We start from the raw sequence: 20681 nt of genomic DNA, 5'->3' as shown, positions 1-20681 counted from the left end.
CTACTCTGCCAGACCGAAGGACTTGATGCCCTTGGCCAGCGTCTCGATGCCATCGATAGTGCGGATGGTCGGGTTCATCGACTGCGCATCCATCATGACGAAATGCTTGTTCTTGACCGCATCGAGCTGGCTGGTGACCGGATCCTTCTGGAGGAAGTCGAGCTTGACCTTCGGGTCGTCGGCGGCGTAGCGGCGGCGATCCATGGTCGCGATGACGATGACGGCGGGATTTGCCTGCGCGATCGTTTCCCATCCCACAAGCGGCCATTCCTCCTCGGTCGTCACGACATTCTTCGCGCCGATCGTCTTCAGGATATAGGCCGGCGCGCTATTCTTGCCGGCGATATAGGCGTCACCGTTCACTTCCTTGCTGGAAAACCAGAACACGATCGGCAGGTTCTTCGCCTGCGCACCGGAGATCGAAGCGACGGCATCGGCCTCGCGCTTCTTCAGCTGCGCGACCAGCGCATCGCCGCGATCTTTAACGTCGAAGATCTCGGCGAGTTCATCGATCTCCTGATAGATCAGGCCCATCGTGAACAGCTCCTTGCGCACGCCGTCACCGCCTTCGGCATTGATCTTGGCGACGCAGTCGGTCGGCGCGATATAGGTGTTGATGCCGAGTTCGGAAAACTGCTCGCGCTTGCCGACCGCGCCTTGCGCGCCGATATGCCACTCGAATTCAGCGCCGACGAAATCCGGTTCCTTGCCGACCACGGACTCAAAGCTCGGATCATTGTCGGCCAGACGCGGGATCTTGGCATTGGCTTCGGTATATTGCGGCAAGACCGGGCCGACCCATACGGCCGTTCCTGCGATCTTATCGGCAAGGCCGAGTGACAGCAGGATCTCGGTCATGCCCTGGCCGATGGAGACGATCTTGGTCGGAGCCTTCTGAAAGGTAACCTGCTGACCGCAATTGTTGATGGTCAGCGGATATTGCGTCGACGCGAAGGCGGACGCAGCAAACCCGCTAAGCCCAAGTGCAAATGTAATGGTCGTCAAAAAATGGCGCATGAAAGGTCTCGATGAGAATGGAAATCTGGCAGCCTCGGCGCAATGGCGCTCAGACAGACCGCCGCCGGTTGCAAAGACCGCAATCAAGGCCGAAAAACGCCTGGTAATATCGAAGGCTCAGGTCAATCATTCTCTGTCCTTTCCAGGCATCCCCGCCCGGTTGATTGGATCGTGATCGACGGCAGGTCTCCTGGCTCGCGAATGTCTGACGATCATCTGCCTTCCCGCGATTTGTCTTCGCAGTGGCATGGCCCTGAAGCCACCTGAGGCGGCCAGCAGGCTGGTCGCACCCGGGATGATCGGCAATCCGCTTACAGTTGCGGGGGCAGCCACGGTCTAGGTCCCTTTTGGGTCGTCCTCACCGTGTTCCCTATTAATCCCCTCGAAGCCTTCCTCGGGGAACCGTCGCATCCAGTTACGCCGGACTGCCGTCCGGCGTCAAGGACACATGGCCACCCCCATGACGATGAAATCATGAGCATTTGCTACAAATCTCAAGATTTTACGCAGCTTCACAATTTCCACACCGATACCGGCACCTGGCCATCGGAAAGGCGACGAAAGCTTCGCGGTCGCCAAGAGCATGAGACATGCTATGCGCTCAATAACATTTCCAATAACACCCTCATGAATTCTCATTTAAACTTGAACACTGAAGAAAATATCAGTACTCTTTAGTGGCTATGTGAATTAATACACGCGGGAGGCAAATGTGGATAATTTGAATTCTGTAAATCTCAAAACTTTTTTGAGGGCGGTAGAAGAGGGTATTGCCGCAGAAGAATTGTCTCGTTCACCAAGAGACACATCGCAAGCAGATTTGGGCGTATTTTTCTCGGATGAATCTCTTACAAGGTGCAGCCCTTGCGGTGAAAAGAATACCACTTTTTCGACTTGCACTAAAATAGATACGCAAACGAATCCGTCGATCAGTTTGGACATGGTAAGCCGCTTTATAACTGCAGACATTGAAGCCTTGAAAGGTGATGGAGTTTAAAAAATCTTCGCCACACTTGTGTGATGATGCCAATCAACAACACGATCGAGTTGGCGGAGACTTGTGGTCTGGCGGTGCTTTCAAGCCTGGAAGCTCGCAGCCACTTTCACTCTCCAAACAATATTTACGGTGGCGACTTGGGATCGTCTTTAGCGGTCGCCGTCGTATCGCAATTTTTTCCAAAATTGGAACGGCGATGCCTAACGGTGTTGGCCGATTTATTTAGCTTACCTCACCCATCTCAGTCAGCCGGCATATTGGACGGGGTAGGAGGGCGAGCTTACGCGAGTGCATTCGCGTTCAAGCACATGAGCAACACAAATGAGATCTGCGAAGGCCAGCTGATCCGGGATCCGGCAACCAATCTTACAGCCTATCCGCTGACCATATCCGATCTCGATCTTCTGCATGGCCGAATTGGCCTATGTGCAGGCTTGGTTCGCCTCTCAGAGGCCCGCAATCAGCCTCTACCGCCCGCGCTTTCAGCGCTCTGCGACGAAATTGTCATGTATGTCGAAACTCAAGGCGACGAGACCTTGATCTCCCAGATGGGAACAGGACTGGCGCATGGGCTGAGCGGAGTTTCGCTTGGTCTGCATATATTGAGCCGAGGCGCCAAGCATTATGCCGCGCAAGTGCAATCTCTTCGTTGCATAGAGATCGAAGATCGCATTTTGGAAACTGATCCAACTTATTCAGCGGCAACAATAGTCACTTCGGCAACCCTGTCATGGTGTCGAGGGATCGCCGGTCATCTCGTCGCCCGGCTCGCAAATTGGAACGCGCTTAGCCTTGCCCAACAGGAAGTCGCTCGGCGAAAGCTTGCTCTGCTCGCAGCATCTACTGAAAACTCGCTTATGAGCTTGTGCTGCGGTTCACTGGGCCAAGCTGAAGTTCTGTTCAAAGCGGCCGAAATCGTCGGGGATCAATCCTTATCAGAGGCGGCCCGGGTTAAGCTCAACAGCGTGATCTCCTCGTTTTGCCTATCGGTACCAACCGATATCGGCGGCATTGGCCTGTTCCGCGGTCTTTCCGGATTATGTTGGGTAATGGGCAGGGCACTCGGAGGTCCCGCCAAACCCAGCCCGCTGTTTTTCCAAATCTAGGCTGGAGCAATCACCTTTGGCGGAGAAACCTCGGATAATGCCTGCAGCAAAGGAAGATTGGTCGAAGACAGCAGACTTTTTAGCTCGGGAGATGGAGAGAGAGCCGACATTTCAGGACACCGCCCTTTCCCCCCTGAGAAAATCGACATTGCGATATGTCTACAGTGAACTCGCACCGTTAGCACCGTCCGATCATGCGCTTGATATCGCAAGATCGGTGACGGGACATATTCTGAGCAGATACGTGGATCTTATGGCATTCACGAGCGCCAAGTTCTCCGTCGAGCAAGACAAAAATATATCTCAGCAGTGGTTGGATGTTCTCCGCGCCTATCCGGCACTCAATCAAGGAATCGCCATTCGGCTGATGCTGACTGTCCGATCTGTCCGCGTCATTCTCGAAAATAGAGAAAGACACCGTCTTCGGCTAAGCGATGACTTCGCGATCGATCCCAGCGATGAGATCGCCAACATCGCGATAGGTTTGGGCGACGCGCACTATGGTGGTGCGACGGTTTCACGAATCCATTTCAAGTCTGGCAAAACACTCATCTACAAGCCACGAAGCGCCTCATCGGCCATGGCATTTCGGCAAATCCACGATCTTGTTTCAGGCAGGCTGCCAGGGGAGCTTCGGTTGCGATTCCCAAAGATACTCCATGGTGGAAACCACACATGGGAAGAAGAGGTCGCGCAGGAAGACTGTCGAACCACCAGTGAGGTTGAACAATTCTATCGCAGAGCAGGTCTGCTTTTGGCGATTTGCCAGCTCTGCCGTTCGGCAGATATGCATAACGAAAACATCATCGCAACTGGACCAAATCCGGTTCCAATAGACACCGAGGCATTTGCCGCACCAAGTCCCTATGGGGTATCTAGATACGATATGCGATCAAAGCTTTGGTTTTCAAAAACCAGCGTGACCGACCTTGCCATGCTGCCTCATGATGTTCTCACAAGCGATGGCTTGTCTCGTCGAGAAAGCACGTTTCACTCTCGTACCGTGAACATTTCGGAGGAGACCTGCGGCCCGAGAATCAACGGACACCGGATACCGATTGAGGATTTCGCGAGTTTTTTTACGGAGGGCTTTTCAGCAGCTTGTGCTTCCATCTGGTATTTGCAGGCAGACTCGAACTGGACATCGCATCTGCGCGATCTGTGCCAATCTCAGCCCAGAATCATATTAAGGCCAACGCAGTTCTACGCGAATATCGCCCGCGAGATCTACGGATGTTACATTGATCTGGATGTCTCTAGCGTTAGACAGAAGTTTCTTGAAAAGTCGAGGGGAACAAGCCCGTCAAAAGAAGTTGAGGCAATCGCCTGCGCCGAAGCTGATGCCATGATGCTCGGCGATATCCCTACCTTTATTCTTGATCGAGAAGCTTTTGACCGCTTGGCTCTTCCTCCTGTATCAACTTCTTTACCCACGCCGCCGGCGTCTTTGTGCGAGTTGAGCGATTTTGCGCCCGACTCCGTTACTCGCGAGACCAATCTCCTTAAACAAGCTCTTGCTATTTGATTTGCAGTGCTTGTCGTTTTTCTCGTTATGAAGTCCGCGGCCTTCTGGGCATGTGTTCAGAACAGCTCTACGCAGTCTCCGCCAGTTCGACGCGATTGCGGCCGCTTGCCTTTGCGCGGTAGAGCGCCTTGTCCGCCGCTTCGAGGACATGCTTGAAGTCGGCCGAGGGTTCATGGGAACAGGCAATGCCCATACTCACGGTGACGTGGATCGTTTCCTGCTCGAACATCAGCACGGTGGTCTCGATGTCGTTGCGGATTTTCTCGGCAAGGTTTCCGGCCGCCCTCATGTCGGTGTTCGGTAACAGCACGACGATCTCCTCGCCGCCGTAGCGGGCTGCGATGTCGGTCTTGCGCACGGTCTGGCGGATCACATCGGCCACCCGCGCCAGAACCGTATCGCCGAAGGAGTGACCCCAGCTGTCGTTGATCTTCTTGAAGTGGTCGATATCGAGCATGATGATCGAAAAGGGAATCCTCCTCGTTCCGGCTTCCTTGCTGCAACGATCGCCCTCGCGCTGCAGGACGCGGCGATTTGGCAACTTCGTGAGCGGATCGAGGCTGGCCTCGTTCTCAAGCGCACGCTGAATGCCGATGCGGTAGCGTTCGCGCTCGAGCAGGTCTGACAGCAGCATAACGCCGAGGATATTGACGATCGTGACGGGAAGCGTCGCGGAAAGTAGAAGTTCTTTCGCGACCGGCCATGGCAGGAAGATGAGAACGACAAGCGATGTGGTCGTTGCCAGACCGAAGAGCGCCGAGCGCTTCCACCCGATGCCGGTCCATTGCCGCGGCACGAGCGTCAGAAAATATCCTACGGTCGCAACGATCAGAATGCCGGCAACACCACCGACGGCGCCGATACCGCCGACAAGGAAGCGAAACACAGCCATCATGATCACCGCAACCACGGTGCCGACCGCACCGCCATAGATCGGCGTGAGAACAAGCAGGATCGAACGACCATCCTGGAAGATGCCGGGCATCCATTGGATCGGATCGCCCATCGACAGAATGCCGCCAAGGCCAAAGAGCAACCCGATGGCGACAGATTTCAAAACGCCGCGCTCGATCGTCCGGATGACCCAGGAATAGGCATAGACGATAATTGCCACTTGGCCCAGGACGCGAACCAACGACGGCAAATGCGTTTGTATTTCCATCAGCATTCCCAATCCTCGCGCGGAGCCGCAATGAATGGCACGCACCGGCTATAGTCGAAGTCAGACCGGAATATCACGCAATCGCTGCGAGATGGTTTATGAAATCTGACGCCCTTCAAAGAAACCGCTCTATCGTGTGAATTGGAACCAGAAACAATCAGCATCGCGATGATCGAACTATTCAAGGGATGCGCATCCGCGCCGCGACGGTCGGGCCTGTGATCTACAAGGCCCGAAGTCTCAGATTTTCCGGAGAGCAGCGTTGGACGGATAGCTCCGATGAGAGTTCATCCGCCAAGCCTATCTGGAGCTTCGCGCCGAATGATCAAGCGCTGCTATGCCAGTGAATGTTTTGGAAAGGGCCAGACCGGAACAACCGGCCGCAGCGGCCCGACATAATTTGTCCGAACACTGCGATCGCAGATCGCATATCCCCAGTTGACCAGCTTCTCGGAGACCTCGTCACCAAGATTGCTGAGCCGAGTGGGCACGGCGGCAAGGGAAGATGCGGCGGCCGCTGAACAAGGCAACGCATCTTCAGGCACAAGTTTCGAGGGATCGGTATCGATACCCCAATAGGCACCGAAGCGGGCATGGGCTTGCGCCGTCACCAGCGCCGCCTCATCGGCGAATGCATCACTGTCTTTGAAACGCCCGATCAGATCGCGCCGGCGAAGAGCCCTTACCTGGTTGTCGGTTACATCCAGTATCCGGCGAAGCTGACTGACCCAGTTGCGGCAAAGCCTGGGATTTCGGCTGAAGGGGGCGCCGCCATCGCTGACGAAGAGGGTTGCGAAGCGTTTCACCAGCGGCTCGACGCCGTGATTGTCGTAGACGCCGCCGTCCGTCAGAATGACGGTCCTGCGAAAATCGCCGATCGACGGCACCGGTCGGCGCGGCGCAGCCGGCCAATCATGGAAACTGCCATCCGCAAAGTTGAGAACCATGGGCGACAGAAAGGGTGGAAACGCCGAGGAGGAGGCAACAGCCCGGGCCAGCGGAAAATCCGGCCGGTCGAGCCGTCCGACAATATAGTCGCCGGCATAGGCCTTGCAGAAGCGCCAGAGCACGCCTGTCTGCAGGTTCGTTGCGCAGAACACGAATTGCGGCTGATCCGGGAGATCCTGAAGGCTGCGGCCGCGAAACAGGTGCTTGTCGTAGGATTTCTCGACTTGTTTTGCCGCTGATGTACCGGGCAGAAGCCCGATAATCGCATCAATGACATCGATCCGCGAACGGGCAAAATCGAGCATCGGGCCGACAAAGACATCGTTCATATTAGCGAACTCAGCCTTGACCAACTCCGGCCAGACGCAGGCAAGCCAGCCGGCGGCGATGGAACCACCGGAAACGCTGGAGATGCGTTTTGCCTGCTGCAGCATACCAAGCTCTGCTAGCCGAATGAAGGCGCCGACGTGAAACAGCATCGCGCGAAAGCCGCCGCCTGAAGCAGCGATGCCGACTCCAGCCTCGAAGCTGTTGCCGTCCCACCGGAATTCGGCTGCGTCCACGGCTTCCCCTTCTGTGGAAAGGGGTATCGCATCGATATCGTTCATCGGTCACACCCTCGGTCGGCGCCGGCGATCGTTGTTGATGTCGTCACTTCGCCTTCAATGCGAGAAGAGCAGGCGATCCTTCATGTCCTGGGAGCCCGCCGTATAAAAACGCCGAAACCAGGCGTCCTGTCCGGCAGCAGGAGGCCGCGCCAGCGTCAAGCTGTTGGGCGCACCGGAATTTTGCATTGCTGCGCGGAAATGAAGGTGATCGAAGATCCGCAGCGCTTCGATTGCATAGGATGTCGCCACCCGCTGGTCCTCGATCATCACGAGGTTGTCGCCGTTGCCGGTTTCGCCGCTGGGAGACAGGTTGGACGATCCGGTGAACACCTTGGCCGTCGGCAGATTGAAGTCGGTCACGACGAACTTGTCGTGCTGATGGATGCCGCTGCCGCCACTCCATTCGGTCTTGAAGGGTTCCGGCGCGTGGCTTGCCAGATAGTTGAAATCCACAAGGCCGACAGAACCGTCGGGCTTGCGGATTTCAAGCCCACCCTCCTTGTCGGAAATGCCGTAGCTGAACACATCCTTGCCCATCAGCCGATCGACCGCCTGACGCACCGGGCCTGAGCGGATCTGATTGAGGAAGGCAATGGCATAGAAGACCGAGGAGGAAGCCTGGTCGATGGCCGCCCCGACGGGGCTGAGCGAGAGATCGCTCGATTTGTGCGGCGAGAAGCAGAAATGCGCCACCGGCATTCCCGCCGCCTGAACGAGGTTCCACTTGCTGCTGAGACTATCCTGCTGGAATGCATCCAGCCCCTGAAAGGCCAGTTCGAAAGCGCGGCCGAAGAACCCGGCCGCATCGCTGGAGTGAAATACCAGCGCATTGTTTGCCTGAATGTAGAGGCCGCGATAACTGAAATTGGTGGAACCGAACAGCACCTTGATCGGCTGGTCGCCGCGCTTGACGATGAAGACCTTGTTGTGTTGCAGGGTCTTGAAATGCATGCGCTTTACGGCATCGGACCCGGCCGAGACGGCAAGGCGCGCGGCGGCCTGCGATTCCGCACTGTCGGCCGGCTTGTGTGATCCCGAATTGTCGATGATGGCACGGACGCGCTTGCCGCAGCTTTCCAGCTTGGCAACGATATCCCGCTCGTTGAAGTCATAGGCAAAGACGTCAATGCTGAGGTCGGGGTCGTTCACCACCTCGTCCAGCAGCCCGAATATGAGGTCATAGGCTTCGAAGCCGAGCCACTGATAGACATCGCCCTGCAGCTTGGTAAATGTCAGCCCCTGATCCGGATCGCTCGGAATGACGTTCGGGTTGTTACCGAATTTGTCGGCATAGGCCTGCGACGATGCAAAATTGCGGGTGAAGCCGATATCGAGATAATCGCTATAGGTCATGCGATCGAGCGAGATCGGAAGATCGGCAACCTGATCGCCGCTGCGCAAGGCGCCCGCCGCGTTCATGTGCAGCTTGGTGACCCGGTAAAGATAGTTGCCGCCGGTCGGATCGTAGGGGAAATGCAGCCAGCGAAACTTCTGGAAGGGTGCGGCGGTCGACAGAAAATTCCGGAAGCCGTCAACGCCCTTTCCGCCGGCACTGGTATAGTCGAAATTGAGCCGGTTTCTCAAAGGCACATAGTCAGCCGAACCGGGGCTTTTCACCTCGATCGCAAAGCCGACGAAATCGTCCTCTGGGTTGGTGACGTCCATGCCGATAAGGCACATGCGCTCACCGCGCCAGAGCTTGACCGTAAGACTTCCTTTGGTACCCGTGTTCGCAAAAGCCATCTCAATCCCCCGATGCGTTTCGATGAAGGTGATGCCTGTTTTCATGCGTGAATGCTGAAGGCTGCGAGGCCTTTTAGGCCAGACTTAAAACGGCTCCGATACCTTGGAGACCGTGGGCGTGCCATGATGGAATTCAGTGACGAGGACCAGGTTGAAGACGGTCGGCACCCATGGATCGGGATAGCTTCCGACCGGCGCGCCGAGCGCCTGCATCAATCCCGGTATATGGCCGTGATGCCAGCAGACCAGGATCGTCTTGCCTTCGAATTTCGGCTTGCTAAGCAGATCTTCAGCCAGAGCCGTATAGTCCTCATCGGCATAGGGCGTATGCAGCTCGAGACCCAAGGCATCGGCGAGAGGCTGGACCGTCTCAACTGGTCTCACGCTATGCTTCGATATGGCAGCGGCAAATATGAAATCGGGAACACCGAACGTTTCGGGATACCAGGTGACGAGTGCCTTGGCGCGGTTCTCGCCGGCAGGCGACAGATTTGGGTCGCCCGGATCATCAGGCTTTTCGGCATGACGCATGATCACTATTTTGACGGGCGCCATCTATTCCTCCCCCAGGCTGCCATCCCGATCCATCACTACCTGAAACTGGATTCACGATATGCGCTCTGCAACCAAGAGCAATGGCAATTTTTGGGCTTAACAAAATTTTCATCCGGCCGCGGCTCTCGAAACGGAAGCTGTGGCAAATGAAAAGCTGCACTTGCTAGAGGGTTCCGGACGTTTAACATCGGTGGCGTCAAGGCCGTTCTGGATGGAAGCGATGCGGCTTTCGTATATGCTTTCGACAGAAGAACGTTCTTCGCGGCTGCCTCGCAACAGCAACACGGGCGCGAGGCGAAGGTCAAGCTTTCAAGGAATTGCGCATGCTTTTGCCGGAAGCAGTACTCATCAATGGTCAAACCGGAAGCGTTTCGCCCGAGACTGGCCGCTACACGAAGCGTTTGAGTGACCTGCGGCAGATCTTTCAGGATCGTACCGCATTGGAGACGATCGTGTCCGAGCGCAACGATCCGATCGTCTACGAAGTTGTCGAGTACAAGAAGGAAGGCAGCGACCTCTTTTTCGGTACTACCACCATGGAGCCCGGAACGGTCGGCGACGAATTCTTCATGACCCGCGGCCACTTCCACAAGCGGCGCGACATGGGCGAGATCTATTACACCCAGAGCGGCCACGGCATTCTTCTGCTGGAATCGAGAGACGGACAAAGCGAGATCGTCCGCATGGATCCAGGGGTCTGCGCCTTTATTCCACCCGATTGGGCGCACCGTTCCATCAATACCGGCGGTGAGAAGCTTATCTTTGTCTGGGCCTGCAATGTCGAGGCGGGCAACGACTACGGCGAGATCCTCCAGCGCGGCATGCGGAAGCTGGTGATCCGCAGAAATGGCCGGGAAGAGATCATCGACAATCCGCGCTTTGCAGAGTAGCGCCGGTAGCAGACACCCCGAAGAGACTGAGCGGGAATGACTGAATGTCGCGAAGCGAACTTCATGAAAACCGCATCGCCTTGCCAAACACATCCTACATCCGAGGAGCCGAACCATGAGTTATCTGGAAAAATTCCGCCTCGACGGCGAACGCGCCGTCGTTACCGGCGGTGGCCGGGCAATCGGCCTCTGCTGCGTGCAGGCGCTGGCCGAGGCCGGTGCGGCCGTGGTCGTCATCGAGCGAAACGAGGCCGATGCGAAGGAAGCGCTTGCCTTGCGTGATAAAGGCTATGATATCGAGCTCAGCGTCGGCGACGTCACGGATTCAGACCGCATCGAAGCGATCGCGACGGAGCTTGCGGATAGCGGCCGTCCCGCGACCATTCTGGTCAACAATGCCGGCATCGGCCAGAGCGGCATCAGTTCGGAAGAGGTCACAGACGCCGATTGGCTTCGCATGATGAATGTCAACGTCAACGGCGTATTCTGGTGCTCGCGATCCTTCGGCCGCCACATGATCGCGATGAAGCGGGGCGCCATCGTCAACCTTGGTTCGATGTCCGGGATCATCTGCAACCGGCCGCAACCGCAAACACCCTACAACGTCTCCAAGGCGGCCGTTCACCATCTCACCCGTTCGATGGCCGCGGAATGGGCACAGCACGGCATCAGGGTGAATGCCGTGGCCCCCACTTATATCGAGACGCCGATGGTTCTGGCGGTCGAGGCCAACCGCGACCGGATTCCAGTCTGGCTGGGCGATACGCCGATGGGTCGCATGGGAACACCCGAGGAAGTTGCCAGCGCCGTGCTCTTTCTGGCCTCCAGCGCTGCAAGCCTGATGACGGGCGCCATCGTCAACGTCGATGCGGGCTTCACCTGCTGGTAGCGGGCAGCAGCGAAGGCTAGACCCTTCGGCAGGAATTGCCGGACACGAATTTCGGCGTCAGAACGAAATCCTGCGGCGGTTCGACTGCGCCTTGAGGGTTGGTGATGCGGTGCATGAGGCGCCGCGCGATGATGCCGCCGAGCGCCAGAGTATCCTGGACGACCATGGTGATGCGCGGGGTGATGACCGAGCTCCATTGCACATTGTCGATCATGGCAAGCGAGATATCTTCCGGACAGCGAAAACCCAGCTCTTGCATGGCCTGTAGCGCCGAGAGCGCGACGGTGTTGTTGGCGCCGAGGATCGCTGTGGGGCGCTCGAGCTGGATGAGCAGGCGCATGGCCGCCTCATAGCCGGCGGTGCGGGTAAACTGGCCGTCGACGACAAAATTCGGGTTAACCTCCACCCCCGCATTCGCCATCGTGTCGGTGAAGCCGCGATAGCGCTCGGTTGCCGTATGCATGTGGCTCGGGCCGGTGATGAAGGCGATGCGCCTGTGGCCGAGTTGCAGCAGATGTTCGGTCAGCATCGCCCCGGCGAGATGGTTGTCGGAGCCGACGAAATCCCGCTCGATCCCCGCCACCTTCTGGTCGAAGCAGACGATCGGAACATTCAATCCAGCGACGAAATCGAGATAGTCCTGGTCATGTCCGGAGGGAGCGAGCGCCAGACCCGCCGTCTTGAGTCCGATCAGATGTTCGACCATGGCCTTTTCGCGCGCCGTCTTGCCTGAGGAGTCGGTGACGAGCACGAAATGATTGTGGTCGAGCGCGTAATTTTCCAGTTCGCGCCGGATATCCCCGAAGAAGGGATTGCCGACATTGCCGACGACGAAGCCGATCATGCGGCTGCGTCCGCGCGCCAGGCTCTGGGCAAGCGGATCGGCAACGAAGCCGACCGCGGCGACCGCATGGCGGATTTTCTCGAGGGTCTTCGGGCTGACACGCGCCGGATTGCTCAAGGCCAGCGAAACCGTCGACACGGATACGTCGGCGAGTTTGGCGACGTCACGAATTGTGGCCATTAAATTTTCGAACCGTTTCTATCGCCTTCAGCCTTCCCGATGAAGGCGAGTTCCTTTGCGAGCTCTTATCACAAATCTAACATTTGTAGGCCCTGAAGCAATATGCGGAAAGAAGATTTCAACAGTGCGCTTGACATCGATGAGGAGAGGATCAATGATTAAATCGAACCGGTTCGATAGAACTGAAAATCTTGGGAGGATAATGTGAGCGACGCAACGATCAGCGGCGGCCTTGATGCGGCCGGCGGCAAGGCATGGTTCGGACATGACCGCTTTGGCATGTTCATTCACTTCGGGCTTTATGCACTCGGCGCGCGCCACGAATGGCTGAAGAACCGCGAAGAGTTCACCACCGAAGCCTATCAGAAGTATTTCGACAACTTCGATCCCGACCTCTATGACGCCCGCGAATGGGCGCGCCGTGCCCGCGAAGCCGGCATGAAATATGTCGTGCTCACCGCCAAGCACCATGAAGGCTTCTGCCTCTGGGACAGCAAGGTCAGCGACTACAAGGTTACCAACACGCCCTATGGCAAAGATCTGATCGGACCCTATGTCGAAGCGCTTCGCGCCGAAGGGCTCAAGGTCGGCTTTTACTATTCGCTGCTCGACTGGCATCACCCGGATTTCCCGATCGACGCGCATCATCCGCAGCGCAATCATCCCGACGCCGCCAAGCTCAACGAAGGCCGCGACGTCAAGCGCTATGCCAAATACATGCGCGACCAGGTGACCGAACTTCTCACCAATTTCGGCAAGATCGACGTTATCTGGTTCGATTTCAGCTATCCTCGCCGCGTCTACAAGGGGCTGCCCGGCAAGGGTCGCGCCGATTGGGAGAGCGAAGACCTGATGAAGCTGGTGCGCCAGCTGCAGCCCGATATCATCGTCGGTGACCGTCTCGACCTGCCGCGCGATGTGGACCACATGCCCGATCTGGTGACGCCGGAGCAATATACGCCGCGTGTGGCGCCGACCGTTGCAGGGCTACCAGTGCGCTGGGAAGCCTGCCACACCTTCAGCGGCTCGTGGGGCTATTATCGCGACGAAACCACATGGAAGGATGCCGGCCAGCTCATCAACATGCTGATCGACACGGTTTCGCTCGGCGGCAATCTTCTGATGAATGTCGGCCCGACCGGACGCGGCACCTTCGACGCCCGCGCCGTTACCGCGCTTGATACCTATGGCGAATGGATGCGGGTCAACGGACGCGCGATCTATGGCGCCGGGCCTTCTGAATACAAGGCGCCGAACGGTTGCCGTTTCACCCAGAAGGGCAACCGCCTCTATCTGCATGTCCAGACCTGGCCCTTCCGCCACATCCATATCGAAGGGCTCGGACGCAAGGTGAAATATGCGCAGTTCCTGCACGACGCCAGTGAATTGCACTGGCTCGATCCGGATGCCGAGGTCGATTCCAATATCGGCGTCGCTGTTGGAGAGGGGATATTGAGCCTCGAACTGCCCGTTCTCAAGCCCGATGTCGTGACGCCCGTCATCGAGCTGATCCTCAAGGATTGAGCCAATTCCTGGCCCGATCACGGATATCGCCATGAGCCGCGAAACCGAACTCATTGCCGCGATGACGCCCTTGATCGCCGACCTGGCAGACGACGGCAATGGCGCCGTCGCACTCGCCGGCTCGCGCGGCAAGGGGCGGTCGGACGAGCAATCGGACTTCGACTTTCGGGTCTATGCCGATGCCTATCGCGGGCCGGAACTTCGGCAGACCAAAGCATGGAAGCGCTTCGAGGGAGCCATGCGCGCCTGGAAGCTCGAAGGGGTGCGGATGGATGGGGTCTGGATGCGCCGCTATGCCGGCGTACAAAACGACCTTGATAGCTGGCTTGCCGGCAGTGCCGTCCCGAAGAATTTCGAGTGGACGATCTGGGGCTACCATCTACCCACGGACCTTGCCAGCCAGCAGATCATTGCCGATCCACGCGGCCTGCTCGCCGGATGGAAACAACAGCTTGCGCAATATCCTGAGGCATTGAGAGCCACGGTCCTGCGCCAGCACATGGAAATCCTGCGCTACTGGGCCAAGGATTATCACTACGAAAGCAAGGTCGCCCGTCGCGATCTCGTCTTTCTCGTGGGGCTGACCGGCAAGCTTGCCAACGCCATTCTGCAGACCGTCTTCGCGTTCAACCGGGCGTATTTTCCGGGCGACGGCTGGAACCTGCCGATGGCAGCCGAATTGGAGCGGCTGCCGCCCGACTTCCTTCAGCGGATGACCGCCATTCTAGAGCCGGGGCACGATCCCGATACCTGGCGGCGACAGCGAACGGCGCTGATCGGACTGATTGGCGATCTGGAGGTTATGATCGCGGCCTGAGGAGGCCGCAAGACCAAGCCGGAAGGGAGCGTCCGGGCATTGAAGACCGTCATTGCAACCATGATCATAAAAAGAGGAGGAACCATAATGAAACATTCAATGATCTTTGCGGCTGCCCTGGCCGCGAGTTCGCTGTTGGCAGCAGGCGCGCAGGCGCAGGATGCCCCTGTTACCATCACCTGGCAGATGTGGGGCGAACCGAACGACGCGCAGCTCTGGCAGCAGCTGGCCGATCTCGTCTCCCAGCAATATCCCGATATCAAGGTCAAGCTGCAGCTTTCGGGCTGGACGGACTACTGGACGCGCCTGCCGGTTCTGGCGGCATCGGGTCAGGTCGCCGATATCGTCTCGATGCAGTCGATGCGCCTGCCGAATTTCTATTCGATCCTCACGCCCCTCGACGACTATGTGAAGAAAGGCGACGTGAAGGTTGCGGATTTCGAGACCTCGATCATGTCCGGCCTTTCGCAAGACGGCAACCTCTATGCGCTGCCCTACGACGTCGGCCCTTGGATGGTGTTCTACAATCGCGACAAATTCGCCGCCGCCGGATTGAAGGAGCCCGCCAACGACTGGACGTTCGACGACTTCAAGGCCGACGCCAAAGTCCTGACCAAGGATGGCACTTACGGCTACGGCACACAGGCCTTCGACTTCATCGCCGGCCCGGTCGCGCTCGGCGCGGACTATTTCAATGCCGACAATGAATTTGACCTGAGCAATGCCGGCTTCGTCGACGCCTTCAGCAAATATGCCGACCTTACCGCCAAGGACAAGCTTTCGCCGGTGTTTGCTTCCGCGGCCGATGCATCTGCTGCAAGCGGCCGTTTCGCCTCCGGCAACGTCGCCATGTATATCGATGGCCCATGGACGCTGATCACCGCGCAGGCCAACGTGAAATTCAAGATCGGCATCGCGCCCTTGCCACGCGGCACCGGCCCCTCGCGCTTCATCACGGCCGGCTCGGGCTGGGGCATCTCCGCAACCAGCCAGCACAAGGATGCGGCGTTCAAGGCACTGCAGGTGCTGACCGGCCCGAAGGCCGCTGAAATTCTGGGTTCAGCGGGACGAGCGCTGCCGGCCCGGCTTGCACAACAGACTTCCTGGTATGACGGCGCGGCCAAGAATGTCAGCGGCACCCGGGAGACGCTGGAATACATGTTCGCCCACACGACTCCGTTCCGTATCAATGAAAAATGGAACCAGTTCGAGAATCTCGTGATGCAATATGTGCCGCTGGCGCTGACCGGAGACTCGAAGCCCGAGGGAGTCCTCAGCGACATCCAGAGCCAGCTTCCATAAGCTCAGGCACCTGGCCGGCCTGCGGCCGGGTCCATCGGCTCGACCGCAGCGCCATTGCCGGAAAGGAAGGCTCACGATGCTGGCCAAACACAGTGACATAATCGCAAGGCCAAGGCCACGCTCGCGCAAATGGTTCAGAGGCGAGGGATGGACGGCCTTGTTCTTCCTGTTGCCGAGCCTGATCGGTATCGTCCTGTTCCTCGTGCTGCCGATCCTGGCTTCGATCGCGCTCAGTTTCACCAACTGGCAATTGCTGGGAACGCCGCGCTTCGTCGGCCTTGCCAACTATGTGCGGCTGTTCACAACCGATCCGCAATTCTGGACAGTCATGCGCAACACGATCTTCTTCACCGTCGAATATCTGGTACTGAACATCATCATCTCGCTCGGGCTGGCGACCTGGATTTCGAGCCTCAGGATCGGGCAACGCTGGTTCCGGGTGATCTTCTTCCTTCCCACCTTCACGCCGCTCATCGCCGTTGCCATGGTCTGGATGCTGATCTTCAGCAGTGGCGGCCTCTTCGACAACCTGATGGCTGCGTTGTCGCTGCCGTTTTCGGGCGTGCTCAATGACCGCACGCTCGCCATGCAGGCCGTCGTTCTCACCTCCATCTGGGCTGGCGTCGGCTACAATACGGTTCTCTTCAACGCCGCACTCGACATGGTTCCGGCAACCTATCTGGAAGCGGCGCGGATCGACGGGGCGACGGCCTGGGACCGGTTCTGGAAAATCCGCCTGCCGCTGATCTCGCCGACACTGTTCTTCGGCACCGTCATGACGGCCATTACATCTCTGCAGGTCTTCGACCAGATCTATGTCATGACCAAGGGCGGCCCGGGATCGTCGACCGCGACGCTCGGCTACGCCATCTTCCAGCGCGGCTTCCAGAACTTTCAGATGGGCTATGCCTCGGCCATCGCCTGGGTGATGTTCGCGCTGATCATGCTGCTGACCGCCCTGCAATTCTGGTTCCAGCGCAAATGGGTGCACTATGACGCTTAACTCCAAAGCCAGGGCACGCCGGAAGCTGGCGTTCGACATCGTCAACCACACCGCACTTGCACTCGTGGCAATCGCCTTCCTCTTTCCGTTCTTCTGGATGGTCTCGAACGCCATACGCTCAAATGCCGAGGTGACGGCCATACCAGTGCATGTCCTGCCTCAAGTTTTCGAATGGGGTAATTTCGCCGCCGCCTGGACCCGGCTGCCCTTCGGCCGGTTCTTCCTCAACAGCGCCGTTATCGCCATTTGCGTGACTGTCATCACCGTCGTCGTTTCCTGCCTTTCGGGCTACGCTTTTGCGCGGCTGAAATTCAGGGGACGCGACACGCTGCTGCTCGGCTATATCGGCACGCTCATGGTGCCGCCGCTGATGCTGATCATTCCCTTGTTTCTGATCGTCAACAAGCTCGGTCTGGTCAACACCTTCCCGGGTGTGATCCTGCCGATCTCCTTCGGCACCTTCGGCGCCTTCCTGATGCGGCAGTTCTTTCTCTCCATCCCCATGGAGCTCGAAGAGGCGGCAAGGATCGACGGCGCCTCGCGGCTGCGCATCCTCGTGAGTATCATCGTGCCGCTGTCGATGCCGGCTATCGGACTTCTGTCGCTGTTCACCTTCATCGGGCAGTGGAACAATTTCCTCTGGCCGCTGATCGTCATGACCGGTGCCGACAACGCCACCCTGCCCGTCGGCCTTACCCTGTTTCAGACGCAACAGGGCACGCAGTGGAACTATCTGATGGCGGGCGCCACCCTTTCCATGCTTCCCGGGATTTTCCTCGCGATCATCTTGCAGAAGCTCATCTACAACAGCATCGCCCTCAACGCGGGCATGGGCGGGCGCTGAAGCGCCTGCAGACTCCCAGGAGCTAGAACAATGGCGAAACTGACGATCCGAAATGCGGTCAAGCGATATGGTGCACTCGAAGTGTTGCATGGCGTATCCGTTGCCGCGCAAGACGGAGAGTTTGTCGTCCTCGTCGGCCCCTCGGGCTGTGGCAAATCCACCTTGCTGCGCATGATCGCGGGGCTTGAAAGCATCAGCGACGGCGAGATCGAAATCGGCGAACGCATCGTCAACGACCTCGAGCCCAATGAGCGCGATATCGCCATGGTGTTTCAATCCTATGCGCTCTATCCGCATATGACCGTTCGCGACAACATGGCGTTTTCGCTGAAGCTCGCGCGCCGCAGCCGGCAGGAGATCGAGCAGAAGGTCAACGATGCCGCCGGCATTCTCGATCTCTCCGCCCTTCTCGATCGCTATCCCCGACAGTTGTCAGGAGGCCAGCGCCAGCGCGTTGCGATGGGCCGCGCCATCGTGCGCAACCCGGCCGTCTTCCTCTTCGACGAACCGCTCTCCAATCTCGATGCTAAATTGCGCGTGCAGATGCGCACCGAGATCAAGACGCTGCACCAGCGGCTGGGCACCACCATGGTCTATGTCACCCATGACCAGATGGAAGCCATGACCATGGCCGACCGTATCGTGGTCATGCGTGGCGGCGACATCGAGCAGATCGGCTCACCGCTCGAAATCTATGATCAGCCCGCCAACAGTTTCGTAGCCGGATTTATCGGTTCACCATCGATGAACTTCATCGACGGGGAGGTCGTGGAGCGAAACGGAGCAGTAGAACTGCAAGCGGCGGAAGGCCTGCACTGGCCGCTGCCGGATAGCGCCCGGGCCTATAGCGGAAAGGCCGTTCAGCTCGGCATTCGGCCCGAACATATCTCGATCGATACGGATGGCTTGCCCGCCAAGATCATCGTCATCGAACCGACCGGCTCCGACACGCATCTGCAATTGCAGGCCGGCTCCCAAGCGATCGTCGCAGCCGTCAGAGACCGCCTTTCGGTATCACCGGGCCAATCCATTCCGCTCAGGATCGACCCGGTAAAAGCGCATCTGTTCGATCCGTCGAGCGGCCAGCGGTTGCACTGAGCCGACTGGCCGAAGGTGAACCGAGCCGCATCCCGCAACACGCCGAAGATTTCCATTCAGGTAATTTACGGCTTGTTTTCGGCCTCGGGAACCTAGCCAAGATTTCAGACCGGGCCTAAAAACAGGGTAGCTTTGAATCGCCTGGAGATAATGCGCATGACCCAACAAGCCCCGAAAACGATCGGCACATGGTATATCGATCCGGATGCCGAGGAGCGGATGGCGGATGGTCATGCGCCAATCTGGCGGCATCTCATCGAGATGATCGTCGAGCGTGATCTTTCAGCCAAGAGCGTGGTTGATTTCGGCTGCAATCAAGGCGGTCTTTTACGCCATCTCTACGCCATCAGGCCCTTCCGAAAGGCGCTCGGCATCGATATCGCCGAACAGTCGATCGCCAAGGCCGAGGCATTCAAGGGCAATCTTCCCGTTCAGCATGCAGTTGGCGGAACGCTCGCCGGCTGGGTCGAAGAGTTCGATCTGGCCATCAGCCACGAGGTGATCTACCTCGTCGAGGATATCGATTCCCACGCAGCGGATATCTGGAAAGCACTGAAGCCCGGTGCCGTCTACTACGCGGTGACGGGCTGCCATACGGACAACCCGCTCTGGCCCAAATGGCGCGAGCTCGTCGCCAAGCGCACCAACACCGTGGTTCAGGATCGTTCGATCTCGGACTATGGGCGTGCTTTCACCAAAGCGGGTTTTGCGGTCTCCGGACGCAAGCTGGAATATGACGGCTTCATTCCCTTCATCGAAGACGGCTGGACGCCGAACTTCGCGGACGCTCTTGATTACTACACTCAGACCAAGATCGTCTTTAGGCTCGTCAAGCCTCTGGCTGTCGCAACCGCGTAAGCTCGACGTCGAAATGCGGCGGATTGTCGGGGCTGACCTGGACGAACCGCCCCTTGACCCGGAAGGTCTTCTCGATCAGGCCGCTTTCAGCTAGCGCCCTTGGCTCGCCGTCAAAGCGCAACTCGCCCTTTTCCAGCAGCGAGATACGGTCACTGACCGCAATGGCCTGATTGATATCATGGATCGCCATGATGACGGTGACGCCCCTCTCGCGGCTCAGCCGATGCACGAGGTCAAGCACCTCGACCTGATAGCCGATATCGAGGAAGGACGTCGGCTCGTCGAGGAGCAATATTCCGGCCTCCTGCGCCAGCGCTGCCGATATCCAGGCGCGCTGCCGCTCGCCGCCCGAAAGCTCCTGCAAGGTCCGATCGGCCAGGCTCGTGAGCCCGGTACAGTCGAGTGCCCATTCTATGGCCTCTTCATCCTTGCGATCATAGGTGCGGAAGAGGCCGACATGCGGAAAGCGTCCTTGCCGCACCAGCTGTGCAATCGTCATCTCGTCGGGAGCCGAGGGCTGCTGCGGCAGAAAGGCCAGTTTCCGGGCGATGGCACGCCGCGACATGCTCGCCACCGCAACGCCCTCGATGGTCACCTGCCCTTGCGCGGGCTTCAGAAGCCCTGCCAGCGCTTGTAGCGCGGTGCTCTTGCCCGATCCGTTCGGGCCGATCAGCGCCCGGATCTCGCCTCGCCTCATCGACAGCTCGAAGTCGCTCAAGGCCTTGCGGCGACCATAGAAAACAGAGAGTTGTGAACAGATAAGCGGCATGA

The 20681-nt window shown here is 58.2% G+C and carries 19 protein-coding genes and 1 riboswitch; of the genes, 12 read left to right on the top strand and 7 right to left on the bottom strand.

Translation table 11 applies throughout. The annotated features are described in order from the left end of the window. The gene (locus A6U86_RS23650) at positions 1 to 1017 is read right to left on the bottom strand and encodes an ABC transporter substrate-binding protein (RefSeq protein WP_068395864.1); all 1017 of its coding nucleotides are present in this window, start codon (positions 1015 to 1017) and stop codon (positions 1 to 3) included. Between the two features lie 162 nt (positions 1018 to 1179). Further along, positions 1180 to 1439, bottom strand: a riboswitch (cobalamin riboswitch). A 290-nt stretch (positions 1440 to 1729) separates the two neighbouring features. On the opposite strand from A6U86_RS23650, the gene A6U86_RS35290 reads away from it, so the two are divergent. The 3 genes from A6U86_RS35290 to A6U86_RS23635 are packed head-to-tail and all read left to right on the top strand — an operon-like array spanning position 1730 to position 4645. Then, entirely contained in the window at positions 1730 to 2014 is a 285-nt protein-coding gene (locus tag A6U86_RS35290) for a hypothetical protein (protein ID WP_141683792.1), read from the top strand. 26 nt (positions 2015 to 2040) lie between these two features. Further along, the gene (locus A6U86_RS23640) at positions 2041 to 3120 is read left to right on the top strand and encodes a lanthionine synthetase LanC family protein (protein ID WP_158008774.1); all 1080 of its coding nucleotides are present in this window, start codon (positions 2041 to 2043) and stop codon (positions 3118 to 3120) included. A gap of 37 nt (positions 3121 to 3157) precedes the next feature. Beyond that, positions 3158 to 4645, top strand: a complete 1488-nt coding sequence (locus tag A6U86_RS23635) for a type 2 lanthipeptide synthetase LanM (RefSeq protein WP_068395857.1) — start codon at positions 3158 to 3160, stop codon at positions 4643 to 4645. A 67-nt stretch (positions 4646 to 4712) separates the two neighbouring features. Here A6U86_RS23635 and A6U86_RS23630 read toward each other — a convergent pair whose 3' ends face one another. The 4 genes from A6U86_RS23630 to A6U86_RS23615 all read right to left on the bottom strand — a co-directional run bounded on the left by A6U86_RS23630 (position 4713) and on the right by A6U86_RS23615 (position 9661). Next, the gene (locus tag A6U86_RS23630) at positions 4713 to 5807 is read right to left on the bottom strand and encodes a diguanylate cyclase (protein ID WP_068396110.1); all 1095 of its coding nucleotides are present in this window, start codon (positions 5805 to 5807) and stop codon (positions 4713 to 4715) included. A 335-nt stretch (positions 5808 to 6142) separates the two neighbouring features. Continuing rightward, entirely contained in the window at positions 6143 to 7363 is a 1221-nt protein-coding gene (locus tag A6U86_RS23625; protein WP_083196949.1) for a patatin-like phospholipase family protein, read from the bottom strand. 54 nt (positions 7364 to 7417) lie between these two features. Next, positions 7418 to 9106 carry a phospholipase D-like domain-containing protein gene (locus A6U86_RS23620; protein ID WP_068396108.1) on the bottom strand — a complete coding sequence of 563 codons (1689 nt, stop codon included), beginning with the start codon at positions 9104 to 9106 and terminating at the stop codon, positions 7418 to 7420. An 84-nt stretch (positions 9107 to 9190) separates the two neighbouring features. Then, positions 9191 to 9661, bottom strand: coding sequence for a histidine phosphatase family protein (locus A6U86_RS23615; protein WP_068395855.1), 471 nt, complete (start codon positions 9659 to 9661; stop codon positions 9191 to 9193). A gap of 323 nt (positions 9662 to 9984) precedes the next feature. On the opposite strand from A6U86_RS23615, the gene A6U86_RS23610 reads away from it, so the two are divergent. Further along, a complete protein-coding gene (locus A6U86_RS23610; RefSeq protein ID WP_068395852.1) occupies positions 9985 to 10551 on the top strand; it encodes a glucose-6-phosphate isomerase family protein in 567 nt (188 codons plus the stop codon). 115 nt (positions 10552 to 10666) lie between these two features. Beyond that, positions 10667 to 11440, top strand: a complete 774-nt coding sequence (locus A6U86_RS23605) for an SDR family NAD(P)-dependent oxidoreductase (RefSeq protein WP_068395849.1) — start codon at positions 10667 to 10669, stop codon at positions 11438 to 11440. Between the two features lie 16 nt (positions 11441 to 11456). Here A6U86_RS23605 and A6U86_RS23600 read toward each other — a convergent pair whose 3' ends face one another. Continuing rightward, positions 11457 to 12464 (bottom strand): LacI family DNA-binding transcriptional regulator, encoded by a 1008-nt coding sequence (locus A6U86_RS23600; RefSeq protein ID WP_068395846.1) that lies wholly within the window; start codon positions 12462 to 12464, stop codon positions 11457 to 11459. Positions 12465 to 12668: 204 nt separating this feature from the next. Here A6U86_RS23600 and A6U86_RS23595 point away from each other — a divergent pair, with 204 nt between their 5' ends. The 7 genes from A6U86_RS23595 to A6U86_RS23565 all read left to right on the top strand — a co-directional run bounded on the left by A6U86_RS23595 (position 12669) and on the right by A6U86_RS23565 (position 19910). Further along, a complete protein-coding gene (locus A6U86_RS23595; protein ID WP_068395844.1) occupies positions 12669 to 13988 on the top strand; it encodes an alpha-L-fucosidase in 1320 nt (439 codons plus the stop codon). A 31-nt stretch (positions 13989 to 14019) separates the two neighbouring features. Continuing rightward, positions 14020 to 14805, top strand: coding sequence for a DUF4037 domain-containing protein (locus tag A6U86_RS23590; protein WP_068395841.1), 786 nt, complete (start codon positions 14020 to 14022; stop codon positions 14803 to 14805). A gap of 87 nt (positions 14806 to 14892) precedes the next feature. Then, positions 14893 to 16107, top strand: coding sequence for a sugar ABC transporter substrate-binding protein (locus A6U86_RS23585; RefSeq protein ID WP_068395838.1), 1215 nt, complete (start codon positions 14893 to 14895; stop codon positions 16105 to 16107). A gap of 76 nt (positions 16108 to 16183) precedes the next feature. After that, complete coding sequence (locus A6U86_RS23580; RefSeq protein ID WP_068395835.1) at positions 16184 to 17110, top strand: carbohydrate ABC transporter permease; 927 nt, start codon at positions 16184 to 16186, stop codon at positions 17108 to 17110. Beyond that, positions 17100 to 17954, top strand: a complete 855-nt coding sequence (locus A6U86_RS23575; protein WP_068395832.1) for a carbohydrate ABC transporter permease — start codon at positions 17100 to 17102, stop codon at positions 17952 to 17954. Before A6U86_RS23580 ends, A6U86_RS23575 begins: the two co-directional genes overlap by 11 nt. A 30-nt stretch (positions 17955 to 17984) precedes the next feature. Further along, positions 17985 to 19052 carry an ABC transporter ATP-binding protein gene (locus A6U86_RS23570; protein ID WP_068395830.1) on the top strand — a complete coding sequence of 356 codons (1068 nt, stop codon included), beginning with the start codon at positions 17985 to 17987 and terminating at the stop codon, positions 19050 to 19052. 156 nt (positions 19053 to 19208) lie between these two features. Next, positions 19209 to 19910 carry a bifunctional 2-polyprenyl-6-hydroxyphenol methylase/3-demethylubiquinol 3-O-methyltransferase UbiG gene (locus A6U86_RS23565; protein WP_068396106.1) on the top strand — a complete coding sequence of 234 codons (702 nt, stop codon included), beginning with the start codon at positions 19209 to 19211 and terminating at the stop codon, positions 19908 to 19910. Here A6U86_RS23565 and A6U86_RS23560 read toward each other — a convergent pair. Beyond that, positions 19882 to 20679, bottom strand: a complete 798-nt coding sequence (locus A6U86_RS23560; RefSeq protein WP_068395828.1) for an ABC transporter ATP-binding protein — start codon at positions 20677 to 20679, stop codon at positions 19882 to 19884. The two genes, A6U86_RS23565 and A6U86_RS23560, sit on opposite strands and share 29 nt — an antisense overlap. Positions 20680 to 20681 lie beyond the last annotated feature (2 nt).

It is taken from the genome of Rhizobium sp. AC27/96 (genome assembly GCF_001692325.1).
In the GTDB taxonomy this organism is placed as follows: domain Bacteria; phylum Pseudomonadota; class Alphaproteobacteria; order Rhizobiales; family Rhizobiaceae; genus Rhizobium.
Note: the sequence above shows the minus strand (reverse complement) of the source record. Positions and strands in the feature narration are given on the sequence as shown.

Bases quoted from the DNA above. Each gene is read 5' to 3' on its own strand.
- A6U86_RS23605 (WP_068395849.1), top strand. From the start codon at position 10,667: ATGAGTTATCTGGAAAAATTCCGCCTCGACGGCGAACGCGCCGTCGTT.
- A6U86_RS23615 (WP_068395855.1), bottom strand. From the start codon at position 9,661: ATGGCGCCCGTCAAAATAGTGATCATGCGTCATGCCGAAAAGCCTGAT.
- A6U86_RS23610 (WP_068395852.1), top strand. From the start codon at position 9,985: ATGCTTTTGCCGGAAGCAGTACTCATCAATGGTCAAACCGGAAGCGTT.
- A6U86_RS23580 (WP_068395835.1), top strand. From the start codon at position 16,184: ATGCTGGCCAAACACAGTGACATAATCGCAAGGCCAAGGCCACGCTCG.
- A6U86_RS23620 (WP_068396108.1), bottom strand. From the start codon at position 9,106: ATGGCTTTTGCGAACACGGGTACCAAAGGAAGTCTTACGGTCAAGCTC.
- A6U86_RS23560 (WP_068395828.1), bottom strand. From the start codon at position 20,679: ATGCCGCTTATCTGTTCACAACTCTCTGTTTTCTATGGTCGCCGCAAG.
- A6U86_RS23570 (WP_068395830.1), top strand. From the start codon at position 17,985: ATGGCGAAACTGACGATCCGAAATGCGGTCAAGCGATATGGTGCACTC.
- A6U86_RS23590 (WP_068395841.1), top strand. From the start codon at position 14,020: ATGAGCCGCGAAACCGAACTCATTGCCGCGATGACGCCCTTGATCGCC.
- A6U86_RS23585 (WP_068395838.1), top strand. From the start codon at position 14,893: ATGAAACATTCAATGATCTTTGCGGCTGCCCTGGCCGCGAGTTCGCTG.
- A6U86_RS23575 (WP_068395832.1), top strand. From the start codon at position 17,100: ATGACGCTTAACTCCAAAGCCAGGGCACGCCGGAAGCTGGCGTTCGAC.
- A6U86_RS23565 (WP_068396106.1), top strand. From the start codon at position 19,209: ATGACCCAACAAGCCCCGAAAACGATCGGCACATGGTATATCGATCCG.
- A6U86_RS23625 (WP_083196949.1), bottom strand. From the start codon at position 7,363: ATGAACGATATCGATGCGATACCCCTTTCCACAGAAGGGGAAGCCGTG.
- A6U86_RS23630 (WP_068396110.1), bottom strand. From the start codon at position 5,807: ATGGAAATACAAACGCATTTGCCGTCGTTGGTTCGCGTCCTGGGCCAA.
- A6U86_RS23600 (WP_068395846.1), bottom strand. From the start codon at position 12,464: ATGGCCACAATTCGTGACGTCGCCAAACTCGCCGACGTATCCGTGTCG.
- A6U86_RS23640 (WP_158008774.1), top strand. From the start codon at position 2,041: ATGCCAATCAACAACACGATCGAGTTGGCGGAGACTTGTGGTCTGGCG.
- A6U86_RS23650 (WP_068395864.1), bottom strand. From the start codon at position 1,017: ATGCGCCATTTTTTGACGACCATTACATTTGCACTTGGGCTTAGCGGG.
- A6U86_RS23635 (WP_068395857.1), top strand. From the start codon at position 3,158: ATGCCTGCAGCAAAGGAAGATTGGTCGAAGACAGCAGACTTTTTAGCT.